Consider the following 16,363-nt stretch of genomic DNA (forward strand, 5'->3'; position numbering starts at 1 on the left):
CAAATGAAGTGATACTAATTCGTTTAGGTCGCCACGTTATGTTGATACAGATATAGGGCGACTTGGGGTGAGGTAGCGCTTGCTTGCACAAGCGCGATAGGATTAGTTTGGCAGCTCTACTATTTCAATCCAGTACTTGCCTAAATGTTTCATCAAATCAACTAAACCATCAAAATCAACAGGTTTAGTAATATAAGATGCAGCGCCTGAGTCATACCCTCTCAATTTGTCCTCTTCTTCCTTTGAGGTCGTTAAAATCACCACAGGAATAGAACGTAGTATCGGGTCTTTTTTGATTTCTTGTAGTGCTTCTCTACCATCCATTCTTGGCATATTCAGGTCAAGTAAAATAAGGTTAGGTCTTGGGTACTGTTGCTTATCAGTAAACTGGCCCTCATTTCTCAAGTATTCCAAAAGCTCAACCCCGTCTTTAACAAACTGAAACGCATTGAGTACTCGGCTCTCTTCTAGAGCATCTTGAGCCAATAAACGATCATCTTCGTCATCATCCGCCATCAAAATATGGATCGGCTGAGTTTTCTTATAGTTCATTCTTCAATTCCTGAATAATTGGTGTTGGTTCAGCGAGTAGTGTTATCGTGAATTTAGCACCTTTACCATCTTCACTGGTCGCTGAAATCGTTCCGCCGTGTCGCTCAACAATGCGTCTACACACGGTTAAACCAATGCCAGTACCAGCATATTTTTTTCTGTCATGCAGTCGTTGAAAAGGCGAGAATATCTTCTCAGCGTATTCAACGTCAAAGCCAACGCCATTATCTTCCACTACAAAGGTATAGGCATCTTGACTCATCAATTGACTGTTTTCAACCGCGATTGTAATAATCGGATTGCGCCCTTCTACTCTGAATTTAATTGCATTGGAAAGTAGATTTAAAAACAACTGATGTATTTGACTGGCATCACATTTTATTGTCGGTAACACGTCCGAGTTTACGCTCGCTCTACTGTCATGAACTGCTATTTCTAAATCATCCAACACAAACTGTAAAACTTGATTAAGATCCTGATCTTCAAAAGGCTTTGCTCTGGTGGTAACTCGGGATAACTCAAGCAAGTCAGTGATAAGCGTTGACATCCGTTGCGCGGCGCTCGTCATTCGAGCCAGATAATCTCTGCCCTTATCATCAAGGTGTTCGCCATAATTCTTTTCGATGCGATCGCCAAAAGCACGAATCTTTCTCAGCGGCTCTTGCAGATCGTGAGAAGCAACAAATGCAAAGTCTTCTAGCTCACGGTTACTACGGTTTAACTCTTCAGCATAATGTTCTAACGCTTCGGTACGCGCTTGTACCTTTTCTTCCAGGTGATCGTTCGCTTTTTCTAACTCATTCTTTGCTTTCTTTGCACTGCGTAGATTGACAACTAAAAGTACCAAAATGGCAAAAATCATCACGGCGCTCAGCAAAGTAAATACAACGATATTCATTTGTGCTTCTTTGCGGACGCGTTTTAACTGATTAAGCTGAATGGTTCGAATATCCACTTCTGCGGCCATGATTTGAGTAAACTCTTCTCGTAGGTCGCCACCAGAGTCCGCAGCTCGGTCAAGTAATAAGTTTTCATTACCTGTATCGGTGTTACGCGCAACGATTACCGTACTTTGTAAAGTTTTAAATCGCGCTTTTACACCTTCAACATAACGATTGATTTTTTGCTGCTGTACTTCACTTTCAGAGTGATTGCTATCAACCCTAGATAGACTTTCATCAAGGTTTTGCAACGCCTTTCTAAAAGGTGCCAAATCGCTTTCTTTATTTGAGATTAAAAATGCTCGTTGTCCAGCCTCTGCATTTAGCATCGCAATATGCAGCCTGTCCAATGACATCATCACTTCGCTGGTGTTACGGATACTCTCTTGAACTTGGTTTAATTCTTTAACATTGTTAAAACCGATTAGGGCATTGGACGCGACAAGGCCAACGCTCACAACCACCGCAAACCAAATAAAATTAAGCTTACTACTCAAATTCATAAAGTAATTCGACTTTGTTTCATTGTTCACTCATCATTTCCTTGCTCCACCAGCGTTTGTAACAACTCGCTGCACTCTTTGGTTGCCTTAATAATCGTATTCGCTATCTCGATCACCTGTTGCTGAGAACCAGGCTGTTCAGCAATAAGCTTAATCAACTCTGAGTTCATTGAAATTTGATTCAAAGGTTTGCGTGCATCGTGTACTAGCTTCGCGAGCTCACCTTGATCATGTTGTGTCATTGTTCCTCCCCGAAATTATGACTGTGTTTCTCCCTCATAGGCGTTTAAACGGTTGTAGAGCGTTTTTGTACTGATCCCAAGCATTCGCGCGGCCAGCGTCTTATTACCTTCTACTGATTCTAACGTTTGATAGATCAATTCTCTTTCTACTTCTTCAATCGTTTTACCAGGCTTCATTTCAGGCGTTGGTACTTGAATCGCATTTGCTCTGCTTGAAGTCCCCACCTGTGGTGGAATTGGAGTACGATTAAGCTGCGCATGCTCCATCATACGTTTAGCCTGTGCGAATGGTGAAGCGAAGTTCGCATCAAATACTAAGCTATGGTCATCGTGATCTGCCATAATATAGGCACGATGAATTGTGTGCTTGAGTTCACGCACGTTACCAGGCCAGTCATATTCAACCAAACGGCTCATATCCGCCGCCTTGATCACATATTGGCTATTACCTTTTTTATTCAAGCCTTGGAGAAAATGCTCGGCAAGCAATGGAATGTCTTCTTTTCTCTCTCTCAGCGGTGGAATATGGATTGGAAATACCGCCAATCGGAAATAAATGTCTTCTCGCAGTACATCATTGGTAGCAATATCTTCAACGCTACGGTTAGTCGCTGATATTACCCGACAGTTTACTTTTATCGGCTTTGTGCCACCGACCCGTGTCACCGTATGCGTTTCAAGTACACGTAACAAGTTTGGCTGTTGCTCTATCGGCATTTCGGTTAATTCATCTAAAAACAAAGTGCCATTTTCTGCTTGTTCAAATACTCCGACTTTTTGAGCATTTGCTCCCGTAAACGCGCCTTTTTCGTGACCGAATAGTTCGCTACCGATCAAGTCTTTCGGAATTGCACCACAGTTTACGTTAACCAAGTCCCCTGTCACTGTGCTGGCATTGTGAATTGCGCGGGCAAACATTTCTTTACCTACACCGCTTTCCCCCATCAACATCACATTAGCATCAGTACCCGCAACGCGCTCTATCATCTTATATAGATGTTTCATTTTGGCAGACTCGCCCAGCAACACACCAAAATGTGCTTGACTCTCGGTTCGCTTGGCTTTGTTCTTAGAAGGGCTTAATGCGTTTCTAAAATCGTCTGCATCAACTGGTTTAGTGAGATAATTTAACCCATCATGACAAAGCTGCGACAATGCTGACTTTACTGATGGATGTCCCGTAACCATAGTTATTGGTGTACGGATCCCTGCTGCTCTGATTTCATCAACTAAATGTAAACCACTGCCATCTGGCAGCATGAAATCAAGAAAGATATGATCAAAACTTTGTGTTTCTAGCCATTGTCTGGCCGACGCTAAGTCATTCGCTAAACACGCGTCATGGCCTAAGTATTCGACAATGCGACAGGCCAGCTCTGCAAAATCATGATCATCATCTACTAATAAAACGGTTTTCAATTGAGTCCCTCTCTCAATACTCCAATAGTGTTTCCACTTTTGATTTTTATCTCGCACACTAATGAATGGCCGCAAAATACCTAATTCGGAACCAATACGTTCAGCGCGTGTTTCTGGATCACTATCTCAATACTTTTTGCACTAAGCACTTCACCATCTAGTGCAAAGTGTTGTTCTTGTTCAAATTCTATGTTTATCTTTTCGCACTGCTCGGTGCGAATATTAGAAGGTTTGCCGTCCAATTTAGGTAAAATAAGTTCGGCTACCGTAAGATTCTGCGCACCATCCGGCTCAACCGGTAAAATCGTAATATCTAGTTTGCCATCGTCATAGATTGGCTCTCCATGACCTTGAGCAAGAATTGTGGTTTTTGGTGCTGCATTCGCTACAACCAGACTAACACATTCTATTTGAGATTGCTCAGCGCCATCAAAGCTCACTTTAAAATTAAGAGGCTTATTCTCACTTACCGCCTGCCAAAGGCCTCGAATATAGGCTAATTGCCCCGAGTTATTCTTTTCTTCACGCCCAGCCTTTTCGATCATTTCCTGACCAAAGCCAACGGCTGCTGCTAAAAGCGCGGTGCGGCCATTACAGTTCATTATATCAATAGGCTTAGTTTTACCCGCTAAAATTGCTTCACAGGCACGGTTAATGGGATCTATTTTGGACAGTGAACCAAGTAACACGGTCGCTAAGGAATTGGCAGTACCTAAAGGCAATATACCAAACTGTACATCACTTTGATGAACACCATGAGCAACACTTGCTAATGTGCCATCACCACCTCCTGCGATGATGATATTTGGCTGTTTATCAGACATGATTTGTTTAGCCAAAGCCGCGACATCAATGTCCTTTTCTGTAAAGTGAATGGATAAGTTATATTTTTCCGTCAGCATACCCACAATGTCGTTTTCATAGGTAAACCATTTACCCGATCCTGATACAGGGTTAATGACTAATGCCGCCTGCTCACTATGGGTAAAATTTTGACTGTGATGTAGCTTTGTCAGCCCTTTTAGCTGATGCTTGTTTAACCTTGCTGTTTCACGGCGGTTTTGAATTTTTTCAAGTGCTTCACGGACGGTATAATCGGGGTTGGTTGCAAGTAAATAAGCGGTACAAAAGAACACTGAGCGTCCTCGACCTAACGCACAATGCACCACAACCTTTCGCTTTAATTCGTGCTGCGCCGCTATCCATGCCATGCCATGCGCTAACTGCTCTGAGGTAGGCGCTTGATGATCTAACACTGGAATATTGAGGTAGTGTAAGCCTTGCTGTTCTGCTGACCAGTTTAACCCATCAAACTCCGCAGTTACGTCCAAAATGGCTTCAATCCCTTCCGCCTTAAGCATATCCACATCGCTTGGAAATAACCGACAAGCAACAAATAAATCATCGGTAAGCGGCTGAAATGCATCAACAACATCTCTACCTCTTTCAATTGCATTGTATAAATGTACACAGCCTAAATAAGGCCAAAATAGCCAAGTTATATACCAAGGAATTTTGCCTGTACCGTGCTTTCTAAATATGTGCGGATAGTTGGTTGCATAAGCAAAAGTAACTAAAGAAATAGAGACGGTAAACCACGCAAGCGGCAACATTAGCCAAGATCCAATACTGTAGATCGTGAGTGCGGCTAAACAGAGACTTGCAAACAGGTAGTACTTGAGCATTTTCATTGCCTTTCCTTAATTATTTTTGTCGCCTACGGCTTTTTATTATCGCCTTATGCGGAACTCTCTTAGGTTTGTACATATGTAACTAAGTATAGGTATGCATTTCTTAATCTGCGCTGATTCATCAACTTGTTTATGATAATCATGAAGATACTTAACTATAGCTGAGACTATTCACAAAGAAATAAAAAGTGCGTCTGGGTATTTGTAACGACTTATGCAAGCGCTGCTACATAAGTATTCAGCCATCATTAATCCATTAAAATTTCTAATTTGAAAATCATAAAATTTATCAGTTGAATGAAGCATAAATGATCACCATAATGGCGATCCTTTAAACGCATTTGGAGAACCAAACAGACAATGGCAAACGAGCTCGACTGGCTACTTAACTTAATATTACTTACTTTAGGTTTTGGTGCCTTTTTTATTAACCATAAAACGCTACTAAGAGTAGCTGCTGTGTGCGCATGTGGCGTACTTTTTATCTCGTTTAGCCTTGATCTGATGAACACCAGTGTAATTTCTAACCTTAGCTTGATTTTGATAAATACTTTTTATCTATTCAAAGTCTATACCTTTGGTCAGCTGGAAGTTCACTAGTTCTTTGCAGTAACTAGTTCATAGCGACTAGTTCCCTATTTCACTTCGGTGCGCTAAAATCATGGCCATCATTGCTTGTTAATGGAGAAGCAGTATGGCCATGACTGATGAAGAGCTATTTTTAGCTTCAATGGGCGACGTCACTCCGCTCGCCCAAGACAAAAAAGCAGAATTACGCCGTCATAAAAACGAACCTACTATTTCGCAACTCGCAAAACGCGAGGCCGCCGAGCAAGAACTTGAGTTTGATCCTAATTACTTATCTACAGAGTACGTCGATCTATTAGATCCACACGATCTACTCGCCTATAAAAAAAGTGGCGTCCAAGATGGTGTATACAAAAATCTCAGATTAGGTAAATACCAAGTTGATGCTACCTTAGACTTACATGGCAAACCCTTTCATGATGCCCGTAAAGCCTTGTTTGACTTTGTTACCGATTGCCATGCGAAAAGCATCCGAGTGTTGTTATTAAGACATGGTATCGGTTTAAACAGTAAACCCTTTCCCGCTGTATTGAAAAGCTATACAAATAAATGGCTGCAAGAAATGCCGCAAGTGTTGGCATTTCACTCTGCATTAAAATGCCATGGTGGTAGCGGCTCTACTTACGTACTACTAAGAAAGAGTGAAGAGAAAAAACAAGAGAATAGAGAGCGTCACGCTAAACGCTAAAAAACAAAAAGCCGAGTAAAACTCGGCTTATTTGCTATTTGCGGTGGGTGTCGTCCCCTGAAGTTCACTTGCACTAGCTTGATTAAACCAAGCTGATACACCTAACAAAATAACCGAAACCACAACAAGTGATAATTTCGCGCCACCTTGACTTTGCTTCATGGGTTAGACCTTTTTATTATTGTTTTTTTGTTAAATTAATGCATCATTCATAAACACTCAAGATGTTTTTTTATACAGTAGTTTATTCTATTCTCTTTACACTCTGCTCTGTGGCTAATTACAATCATTTAATCAATTAGTAACCCTGTTTTTTCTGGACTGAGTGAACGAGTGCTTTGCCCTCCTGCATCGCTAAATAGTTGTTAGCAATTTGCTGAACAGCCGTATTCAAACTAGTTAATGCGGCAATATGTGGAGTAATACTAATGTTTGGCTGCTGCCAAAAAGCATGTGATGCAGGGAGTGGCTCAGTGTCAAACACGTCTAAAATAGCCCCGCCAAACGTCTCAGCCGCTAATGCATTGAGTAAATCCGCCTCGTGAAGATGACCTCCTCTTGCGACATTGATGAGTACGCAATGATCTGGCGCGAGTGCAAATAGCTGGGCGTTTAATATCCCTTTTGTTTGTTCAGTCAATGGCAGAAGGCACACAAGATAATCGATGTCCGAAAGAAAAACAGCTAGCTCATCTTGCCCACTGAAGTGCTCAATATTGTCGAGTTGTTTTGCAGAGCCGGACCAACCTTTGATGTTAAATCCATTTACGTGTAGCTTGTGCGCGACCGCAAGGCCAAGTTGCCCCATCCCCATAATACCAACCGTGCGACCTGCTCTTGCGCGCCTTGGCTTCCATATTTGCTGAGATTGATTGTGCCCGTACTCTCTAACTCTAAGCTTATGACTTAATAGTTGGCCTAATACATATTCAGCCATATCATTCGCTAAATTTGGGTCAACGATACGCGCAACTTCCACATGTGGTGGTAATAGCTGCATCGGAATACTATCAACACCGGCACCGTAAGAATGCACAACTTTTAAATTAGGAAGCTGTGACCATAACGTCTCTGGCGCATTCCATGCCAGCACAAACTCGACCTCCTTTAATAAGCTAACATCATCAACGGGCCATTCAAGCAAGGTTTGCTGCGGCAGCAGCGCTGCTAGCTTAGCAACTAACTTGTCATTATTACGACCAGTAACACAAATAAGTAAAGCCATATCGTTCCTTTATTTTCGCTATACGCTATCACTGCAAAATAAATGACATACCAATGCAACATGCTTGTCATTAATAGTTTTTACTCTTGCAAAAAAGCGCCAACAGGTGATGAAAAATGATCAGTGTAGATAAAGTCATTGAAGCAAATCTTCCACAACTTGAAAACTCCCCAAAGGTAAAAGGTTTAGTAAAAAAAGGACTTGGTTATCTCTTGCATGAGCAAGAGTTTGTCGCGTTTGCTGACACCTACCCCCATTTGCAGGGGCTCGAGTTTGTTGAACAGGTGCTCGATGAGTTAGATTTTGACGCTCGCTTTAAACCAAAGCAAATAGAGCATATCCCAAGCGAAGGTCCGGTGGTGATCGTCGCAAACCACCCTATTGGCTCTTTAGATGCACTGGCACTAATCAAAGTGCTGGCGCAAGTACGGCCTGACTTAAAGGTTGTTGCTAACCGGATGTTGATGTCGGTTACACCAATGCATCCACTATTACTGCCTGTTGATAACCTCTCAGGGACCAGTAAAAAGCAAGAGCTGGCAAACATTCACAAGCATTTAAAATCTGAGGGGGCGCTACTTATCTTCCCAGCAGGTGAAGTTTCTCGCTTAAGCCCAACCGGAATTAAAGACTGCAAATGGAACTCTGGCTTTTTAAGAATGGCTAAAAAAGCCAACTGCCCCATTCTACCCATTTTTATCAAAGCGAAAAACAGTCCGCTCTTTTACGGCACCAGTATGATTTATAAGCCTTTAGCCAGTTTATTATTGGTCAAAGAGATGTTTAAACAAAGGCAAAAGTCGCTAGAATTTGAAATAGGCGCCAGCATTCCTCCAGAATCTTATCTTATTGATAACCTTAAAGACAAAGAGATAGTCGCGCTTATTCGCAAGCAACTTTATCGCCTTGCCAGTAAAAAGCCACTGCCACTCAAAACACAAACCCCCATTGCAGTTCCAGAAAATCGCAAAGAACTTAAAAAGGCAGTGGAAGCGTGCGAATGTATCGGTGAAACACCCGATGGCATGCAAATATACGTTTACCAATACACCGGCAGCTCGGTGATATTTAGAGAGCTTGGACGCCTTAGAGAAATTGCCTTTAGGGCCGTGGGAGAAGGGAGTGGTAATCGTCGTGATATCGATAAATACGATATGCACTACCACCATTTGTTGTTATGGGACACGAAACAGCTTGAGTTGGTGGGCGCCTACCGCCTTGCAAGTGCCAAGCAAGTGATAGAAGAACATGGGCAAGCCGGGCTTTATACCGACAGTTTGTTTTCGTACAGTGAAGCCATGGCCCCATACTTCGAAAAAGGCCTCGAACTTGGTCGCAGCTTTGTGCAGCCCAAGTACTGGGGTCGCAAGAGCCTAGATTACCTGTGGTATGGGATCGGTGCATTCGTAAAGCGCTACCCAGAACACCGTTATATGTTTGGTGCAGTCAGCCTCTCAAACGCGTTACCGGATGAAGCAAAAGCCATGTTGGTTTATCACTACCAACATTACTTTTCAAACCTTGCAGGTATCGCCACGCCGAACAACGAAATGAAGCTAAGTAATGATCAGCTTAACCGTTATCAACACATGTTCAGTGGCGATGACATCAAAGAAGATTTCGCAGAGCTCAAACATATTCTTGCTAATATGGGTGCCCAAGTACCAACCTTATTTAAACAGTATACTGAGCTTTGCGAAGAGCAAGGCGTGAACTTTCTGAGCTTTAGTATAGATCCCGACTTTAATAACTGTATCGATGGTCTGGTACTCGTTGACTTAGCGAAATTAAAAGAGCAAAAAGCGAAACGCTACCTAGGCGACAACCCCTACGGTTAAGCTCAAATACATTGATCCGCTGCAATAAAGATCGCTACACTGCGGTCTTTATTGTTGCCTATTGTTATCACGGGATCATTAGTATGTTCAAGCTACTTGGCCAAGCAGTCATCATTGTGCTGGTGTTTTTCGCCGTTTCAGCCTATCAAGAAAGAAACATGCTTGCCGACTCGGGAGAGCAAACGGCGCCGCCATTTCACCTACCCATTTTACAATCCAAGCAAACTTATTCGTCTATTCAGCTTAAAGGTCAACAAAGTGTCGTGTATTTTTTTGCGCCTTGGTGCGGCGTATGTCGAGTGAGCATGCCAAATATTGATAAACTACATCAGCAAGGCAAAGTCAAAGCGGTGGCGATTGCGTTGGATTATCGTTCCACTGAAGAAGTAACAAAGTTTGTCAGCGATCTACAATTAGACATGCCCGTATTGCTCGGTAATCAGACCACTGCACAAGCGTATAAAGTGCAGGCTTACCCTACATATTATGTACTGGATGAAAACTTCAAAATAACCGAGCGCTCTGTTGGTTACTCATCTGAGATAGGGATCCGAGCGAGATTGTAAGAAACCTCAGTATACCGCTTACAGTTAATTACAACTCTCTGAAATTAATCAACAATTATTTCGTTTAGGCTGACGCACATCTTAATAAAGGATGAATAGGAAGCCGACCATGCGCCACGCCCCACACTTTACGCTCAGCAAAATTTCACTCCTCGTGCTCTGCACTACCCTTACTAATCATGCATTAGCCGATGAGAAGAAAATTGAACACATCGAAGTTATCTATAAACGCAGCTCAGTTATTTCAGAAATTACCGAAGATGCGCAAAAACTCGTAGATATGCCAGGAGCCATGGGCGACCCGCTCAGGGCTGCTTTTGCTCTACCTGGCGTTGTTGCTGCGGGTGGATCTATGGGCGCACCTGCCGTGCGAGGCTCTTCTCCTGACGACAATATCTTTGAAGTGGACTTTATGCCCGCAGGATATATCTTTCACGATTTCGGCAGCTCTATTTTCAACCGCAATACAATTCAAGATTTTCAGCTAAATTCTGCTGGATTTGGTACCAGTTACAGCAATGCCACTGGTGCCGTGTTTGACGTCACGCTGCGTAATCCAAAGTACCAAGATATTGCCACCACACTTGATTTAACCATGTTTAACGCAGGTATTTTTGTTGAAGGTAAAGCAACTGAAAATTCTGCATTCTATGTGTCAGCAAGAAAAAGTACCTTACCACTGTTTTTCAGTGATGGCGAGGAGCTTGAGGATGATGATGGCAAGCCAACAGGGATCACCATTAACGATCCACCGGATGATCACGACTATCAAGCCAAGTGGCTGTGGGATATCAATGCAAATAATACCTTAACGGTAAATATCAATGGCGCGGAAGATTCGGTTGCGGCTGGGTTTTCAGGCACGTCAGATCTTGCCCTTAAAACCCCAGAATATCAGGGCGATGCTCGCTATATTCGTAAATTTAATAGTCAGAACATTTTGTGGGACCACTACGCCAAAGACTTACATATTCGCGCAGGCGTCGGTTATCTCAATCACCAAGCCACCATGCGCTACGGTCAACGCGCGACTTTATCTGATGGCTACTTTGAGAATTTTGAAGAAGAACAACTCAGTTATAAAGTACGAGCCAGTTATAAGCTAAATAAAGAGCAACGTGTCATTGCAGATGCCGGCTACTACGACAAAAAATCCACCTACCGCTACGACGCTTTTAATTATGTTTGCACTGAGTTTGACCCCGACTGTGATCTAAATAAAGGTGAAAGGATTAAGGGCACATCGAGTGCTGGAACAGATTCTGCCTTTATTGGGGTTAATCACGTTTGGCAATTTTCACCAAACTGGCAAAGTGAACTAGGAATAGTGGGTGAATATTATGATTACAGTGATGAGACGATTGTCCATCCACGCCTTGCGCTCAATTACTTCTATAACGATGACACAGTGATCTCAGCTAAGGCTGGCACTTACAGCCGCATTCAAGACCTTGAATACATTTTACCTGTTGTTGGTAACCCGGAACTTGAAGCACAGCGTTCAACTCACTATACCTTAGGTTTTAAGCAGGAGTTGAAAAATGAGTGGTCATATTCCGTCGAGACCTATTATAAAACCATGGATGATCTGCCAAAAAGCGCCCCCTTATCTCAAGTAAACTACATCAATGGGACTTCCGGTACAGCCTACGGTGTTGATTTTATTGTGAACAAAAACAAAACCGATGACTGGTATGGCTGGATTGCGGTAAGCCTTGCAAAAAGTGAACGTGAGGATGAGCTAACCGGCATTAAGCGTGACTATTATGCCGATACCCCTTTTATTCTGAATGTCGTGTTTCACTATGACTTTGGTGAAAAGTGGTCTGGAGGCTTTAACTTTACCGCTCGCAGCGGTCAAGCCTACACCCCAATTGTGGGTGTAAAAGAGAACCCTGAATTTGCAAACCGCTACTTGCCTGTGTATGGCGACCCATTCTCAGAGCGCTTTGATACTTATCATCGCCTAGATATTCGCTTTGAACGCAAAACAGAATTATTTGGTCTCGATGGCAAGCTAATTTTGGAGCTAATGAATGCATATGGCCAAGACAATACAGCCTATGTTGACCTTGACTACGATAGGGTCAAATCAATCAATGATTTATATATAGAAGAGGAAAGCGATGACTTTGAAATGCGTCCTTCTATTGGCTTCAGCGTAACATTTTAACTTGCCATAGGCGCGCAAGCTCTGCATGATCGCATTTATTTTTATAATGAGAGTCCCTTCATGCCTAAAGCGTGCGCCTATCATATTTTAGTAAAAACCGAAAAAGAGTGTTTAGACATCAAAGCCAAACTAGCCAAAGGTGCTGACTTTGGCAAATTGGCTAAACAATATTCCCTTTGTCCTTCAAAAAAGCGCGGTGGCGACCTTGGTGAGTTCAATAAAGGGGATATGGTGAAGGCCTTTGACGATGTGGTATTCAAAAAGCCGTTATTTGAAGTGCACGGCCCTGTGAAAACCAAGTTCGGCTTCCACTTGATCAAAACCGTCTATCGGAGTTAATCGCTTTTTTGGATTAATTTCATCATTTTAATTCAATTTACCTTCATGATTAATCCTCTATACTGAAGTTAATCATTTAACCTGAGGTTTGGATAAGGAATAAGCCAACTCATTGTTTTTAAGCTCACATTAAATTATTTCCTTATCTAGCCAGAGAGTTTTGGAGATAATCAGGCGAATTTACGCACCAATAGCTGGCTATTGGAAGTGAATTCAACGCAGTTAGCGCTAAAACTGGCTGCTAGAAAGGCATTAATTATCCGAAGTTCAGGTTCATTTAGGAGAAAGAATATGTTTACTGTTATTTTTGGTCGTGAAGGTTGCCCGTTTTGTGTTCGTGCAAAAGAAGTGGCTGAGCGTTTAACGCAAGAGCGCGATGACTTCAATTTTCGCTATGTTGACATTATCAAGGAAGGCGTAAGCAAAGCCGATCTTGAAAAGTCAGCGGGTAAACCTTGCCCTACCGTACCACAGATTTTTATCGACCAAGATCACATTGGCGGCTTTACTGAATTTGAAGCCTATGCAAAAGCAAATTTAGGCCTTTACCAGTAAATTAGCAAAATCACATAGATTAAATTTTAACCAATATCAGGCACATATAAAATAGTGTGATTTTATGCAAGCTTTTATTTTATCTTTCCTGTACAATGCGCGCCTCTTTAAAATAGTTGAGGCGCATTAATGTCAGAACCAGTTACGTTTGAATCTTTAGACCTTTCTCCTGCAATCTTAAAAGCAGTCGAAGAGCTGGGATATAAAACACCTTCTGAGATCCAAGCTCAATGTATACCGTTATTGCTAGAAAGAAAAGACGTACTGGGACTAGCGCAGACGGGTACAGGTAAAACGGCAGCATTTGCACTGCCATTGTTAAACCAAGTAGACGCATCCGTTAAACAACCACAAATTCTTGTGCTTACGCCAACGCGTGAGCTGGCTATTCAAGTTGCTGAAGCATTTCAGCAATATGCTAAATATACTAAAGGCGTTGAAGTACTAGCGCTTTATGGTGGTCAAAGCTATGGCATTCAGCTAAGTGCTCTACGCCGTGGTGCCCAAATTATTGTGGCGACACCAGGTCGTTTGATTGATCACATCAACCGCAAGACGATTGACCTTTCTGGTCTAAACGCACTTGTACTTGATGAAGCTGATGAAATGCTACGCATGGGCTTTATCGATGATGTTGAAAGCATCATGGAGAAAACACCGGAAGAGAAGCAAACTTGTTTGTTCTCTGCGACTATGCCTAAGCAGATCCAATCAATCTGTAATAAATATTTAGACAATGCTGAACAAGTTAAGATCACTCCGCGTAACTCTACAGTATCTACGATCGAGCAAGTTTACTGGCGTGCAACTGCACACAAAAACAAAGCTATCGTACGTTTCTTAGAAGCGGAAGATTACGACGGTGCTATCGTGTTCGTACGTACACGTAATGACACTGTTCAGCTTGCAGAGCTACTAGAACGTGAAGGCTTCTCAGCTGCACCGCTCAACGGCGACATGAACCAGCAGGCGCGTGAGCGCACAGTAGACCGTCTTAAGAACGGCTTGCTAGATATCGTTATCGCAACCGACGTTGCAGCACGTGGTCTTGACGTAGAACGTCTAAGCCTTGTTGTTAACTACGATATCCCACAAGACTGTGAAGCTTATGTTCACCGTATCGGTCGTACCGGCCGTGCTGGTCGTCAAGGTAAAGCAATCTTGTTCGTTAAGAACAACGAGCGTTATTTACTTAAGAACATCATGCGCCATACGCGCTCTGATATTGCACAGGTTGAATTACCAAGTGCGAAAGTCGTTGAAGAAAAGCGTATTGGTGCATTAGAGACTAAGATCTCTACAGCGCTTGAGCACAAAGACATTGAGTTCTTCTCAAAAGTCGCATCAGGCCTTGCACAAAAGCTAGAACTGAGCCAAGAAGACTTAGCAGCAGCGCTATTGTGTCTTGCACAGCAGCAAACGCCGCTGAAAGTTGAAGATATTCAAATTCAACAGCGTGAGCGTAGAGAACGTGACGACCGTCGTGGCGAGCGTCGCGACAGAGATGGTAGCCGTGGCGAGCGTGGTGAACGCAAATCTCGTAGCCGTGACCGTGCATCAGGTCCAATGGATACTTACCGTATCGAAGTAGGTCGTGATCATGGTGTTCAGGTTAAGAACATCGTTGGTGCTATCGCAAACGAAGCAGATATCTCAAGCAAATTCATCGGTGAGATCCGTCTGTTCAATGAACACAGCACGGTTCAATTGCCGCAAAATATGCCAAGTGATGTACTTAGCCACTTCAAGAGCGTTCACATCTGTCAACGCCCTATGAACATGACTAAGAGCACTCACCCTGCCGACCAAGGTCAAGGCAGAGGCGAAGAGCAAAGAGACCGTAAGCGTAGCTTTAAAGACCCACGTAGTGGCGGTGGTGATAAACGCCGTCCTGAAGGTCAAAGAAGAGAAAAACGCGAAAGAAAAGAAATTAGCTTTTCTTAATCGAAGCTCTTAAGAAAAAGCCGCTCAACCGAGCGGTTTTTTTATTTTAGCTAGCGTCAGTTATGCTTTAATGTTGTTGCCAATCTCTTGGTTCAAACTGATAGTAGTCTTTTAACAAATTATATAGTTCTGGGTTTTCCTGTTTGAGTTCATGGGGCTTTTCAATAAAGGTTTCTGTTACCACGGCGAAAAACTCCGCTTCGTTTGTTGCGCCGTATGAATGAATAGCATGGGGCATATTGTAAGACAGCTGCATTTTTAAGTGCTGGTAAGCCTTTGATAGCACCCTCCCCCAGTCTTGGTAACTCATTCCTACAGGTAACGCAGGCGTTCCATTCGTCGCACCAGTTTGTTGGTCAAGTTGATGGGCAAACTCATGAAACACCAAGTTGTGGCCATCCTCAGGCAATCGATTTCCCTCAAGTACATCGTGCCAACTCAGCACTAAAGTACCTCCAGGCCAAGACTCTCCTTGACGAACTGTTTGGTGAAAACTAACCAAACCTGCACCATCTCTAGAGGTTTGTGGCGCGTAATAGCTACTGGGATAGAGTAATATTTCTTTGACGTTGGGATATAACGGCCAAGCGTGCTTAAGAACCAGTAAACAGGCATCTGCGGCAATAATTAAAGTCATCGGCCGTGACACCGTTAACCCATCTCTACCCAACACCCGTTTCTCGCCAAGAAACCAGACAATATGTTTTTCCAGCTGTGCGCGGTCAACATCTGTCATCTTACGATAGATAGGCATGTATTTTAGCAATACTTGCTTATCTGAGGCGCTCAGCGTTTGATCTTGGTATTTACTTTGCCACTGCAGTCTTTGAATTTTTTCCCAGTTCCAATACAGAGAAACAAATAGAATAAGGCCGATAATAAGCACTATTTCTATCATGACTGTTGGCCTTTATAAAATTACCTGAACTAGGAATAATAACTTGTTCTCTAGCAGTTGTTATCCCTTACTACTGAGTTAAATTTGTTTGCAATAGGCTAGCTATTGACGCACAAATTTGCCTTGTATTAAGAAAGAACATCTGGCTAGAGTTGAATAATGTTAGAAGGCGTATTTTATATCAGTTCCCTAACTTCTTAT

General features: G+C 42.7%; 16 protein-coding genes. 8 read left to right on the top strand and 8 right to left on the bottom strand.

The window, feature by feature from the left end; translation table 11 throughout:
- Positions 1 to 102: 102 nt before the first annotated feature.
- The 5 genes from MHN32_RS18575 to MHN32_RS18595 all read right to left on the bottom strand — a co-directional run bounded on the left by MHN32_RS18575 (position 103) and on the right by MHN32_RS18595 (position 5,348).
- Positions 103 to 552: a response regulator gene (locus MHN32_RS18575; protein ID WP_010606594.1), complete on the bottom strand. Its 450-nt coding sequence runs from the start codon at positions 550 to 552 to the stop codon at positions 103 to 105.
- Complete coding sequence (locus tag MHN32_RS18580) at positions 542 to 2,026, bottom strand: sensor histidine kinase (protein WP_239422493.1); 1,485 nt, start codon at positions 2,024 to 2,026, stop codon at positions 542 to 544. Before MHN32_RS18580 ends, MHN32_RS18575 begins: the two co-directional genes overlap by 11 nt.
- Positions 2,023 to 2,238 (bottom strand): histidine kinase, encoded by a 216-nt coding sequence (locus MHN32_RS18585; protein ID WP_010606592.1) that lies wholly within the window; start codon positions 2,236 to 2,238, stop codon positions 2,023 to 2,025. Before MHN32_RS18585 ends, MHN32_RS18580 begins: the two co-directional genes overlap by 4 nt.
- 15 nt (positions 2,239 to 2,253) lie before the next feature.
- The gene (locus tag MHN32_RS18590) at positions 2,254 to 3,657 is read right to left on the bottom strand and encodes a sigma-54 dependent transcriptional regulator (protein WP_029215868.1); all 1,404 of its coding nucleotides are present in this window, start codon (positions 3,655 to 3,657) and stop codon (positions 2,254 to 2,256) included.
- Between the two features lie 80 nt (positions 3,658 to 3,737).
- Positions 3,738 to 5,348, bottom strand: a complete 1,611-nt coding sequence (locus tag MHN32_RS18595) for a diacylglycerol kinase family protein (protein ID WP_239422494.1) — start codon at positions 5,346 to 5,348, stop codon at positions 3,738 to 3,740.
- 360 nt (positions 5,349 to 5,708) lie between these two features.
- Between MHN32_RS18595 and MHN32_RS18600 the strand changes: the two genes are divergently transcribed.
- Positions 5,709 to 5,948 carry a hypothetical protein gene (locus MHN32_RS18600; protein WP_010378899.1) on the top strand — a complete coding sequence of 80 codons (240 nt, stop codon included), beginning with the start codon at positions 5,709 to 5,711 and terminating at the stop codon, positions 5,946 to 5,948.
- A gap of 94 nt (positions 5,949 to 6,042) precedes the next feature.
- On the top strand, positions 6,043 to 6,624 hold the full coding sequence (gene smrA, locus MHN32_RS18605; protein WP_010606588.1) for a DNA endonuclease SmrA: 582 nt from the start codon (positions 6,043 to 6,045) through the stop codon (positions 6,622 to 6,624).
- A 27-nt stretch (positions 6,625 to 6,651) separates the two neighbouring features.
- Here the strand turns inward: smrA and MHN32_RS23790 are convergent, their stop codons facing one another.
- Both MHN32_RS23790 and MHN32_RS18610 read right to left on the bottom strand, forming a co-directional pair.
- Entirely contained in the window at positions 6,652 to 6,786 is a 135-nt protein-coding gene (locus MHN32_RS23790) for a hypothetical protein (protein WP_010378895.1), read from the bottom strand.
- A 136-nt stretch (positions 6,787 to 6,922) separates the two neighbouring features.
- Positions 6,923 to 7,849 carry a glyoxylate/hydroxypyruvate reductase A gene (locus tag MHN32_RS18610; RefSeq protein WP_239422495.1) on the bottom strand — a complete coding sequence of 309 codons (927 nt, stop codon included), beginning with the start codon at positions 7,847 to 7,849 and terminating at the stop codon, positions 6,923 to 6,925.
- 116 nt (positions 7,850 to 7,965) lie between these two features.
- On the opposite strand from MHN32_RS18610, the gene MHN32_RS18615 reads away from it, so the two are divergent.
- The 6 genes from MHN32_RS18615 (at position 7,966) to MHN32_RS18640 (ending at position 15,264) form a co-directional block, all read left to right on the top strand.
- A complete protein-coding gene (locus MHN32_RS18615) occupies positions 7,966 to 9,687 on the top strand; it encodes a lysophospholipid acyltransferase family protein (protein WP_235366624.1) in 1,722 nt (573 codons plus the stop codon).
- Between the two features lie 83 nt (positions 9,688 to 9,770).
- Entirely contained in the window at positions 9,771 to 10,253 is a 483-nt protein-coding gene (locus MHN32_RS18620) for a TlpA disulfide reductase family protein (RefSeq protein ID WP_211866660.1), read from the top strand.
- Positions 10,254 to 10,362: 109 nt separating this feature from the next.
- A complete protein-coding gene (locus tag MHN32_RS18625; protein ID WP_239422496.1) occupies positions 10,363 to 12,426 on the top strand; it encodes a TonB-dependent receptor in 2,064 nt (687 codons plus the stop codon).
- Between the two features lie 60 nt (positions 12,427 to 12,486).
- Positions 12,487 to 12,765 (top strand): peptidylprolyl isomerase, encoded by a 279-nt coding sequence (locus MHN32_RS18630; RefSeq protein WP_039496854.1) that lies wholly within the window; start codon positions 12,487 to 12,489, stop codon positions 12,763 to 12,765.
- A 291-nt stretch (positions 12,766 to 13,056) separates the two neighbouring features.
- On the top strand, positions 13,057 to 13,320 hold the full coding sequence (locus tag MHN32_RS18635) for a GrxA family glutaredoxin (protein WP_010378880.1): 264 nt from the start codon (positions 13,057 to 13,059) through the stop codon (positions 13,318 to 13,320).
- Positions 13,321 to 13,449: 129 nt separating this feature from the next.
- Entirely contained in the window at positions 13,450 to 15,264 is a 1,815-nt protein-coding gene (locus MHN32_RS18640) for a DEAD/DEAH box helicase (protein WP_206473350.1), read from the top strand.
- A gap of 67 nt (positions 15,265 to 15,331) precedes the next feature.
- On the opposite strand, the gene MHN32_RS18645 is transcribed toward MHN32_RS18640, so the two are convergent.
- The gene (locus MHN32_RS18645; protein WP_239422497.1) at positions 15,332 to 16,162 is read right to left on the bottom strand and encodes a M90 family metallopeptidase; all 831 of its coding nucleotides are present in this window, start codon (positions 16,160 to 16,162) and stop codon (positions 15,332 to 15,334) included.
- Positions 16,163 to 16,363: the final 201 nt, after the last annotated feature.

This window comes from Pseudoalteromonas sp. Of11M-6 (genome assembly GCF_022347905.1).
In the GTDB taxonomy this organism is placed as follows: Bacteria; Pseudomonadota; Gammaproteobacteria; order Enterobacterales; family Alteromonadaceae; genus Pseudoalteromonas.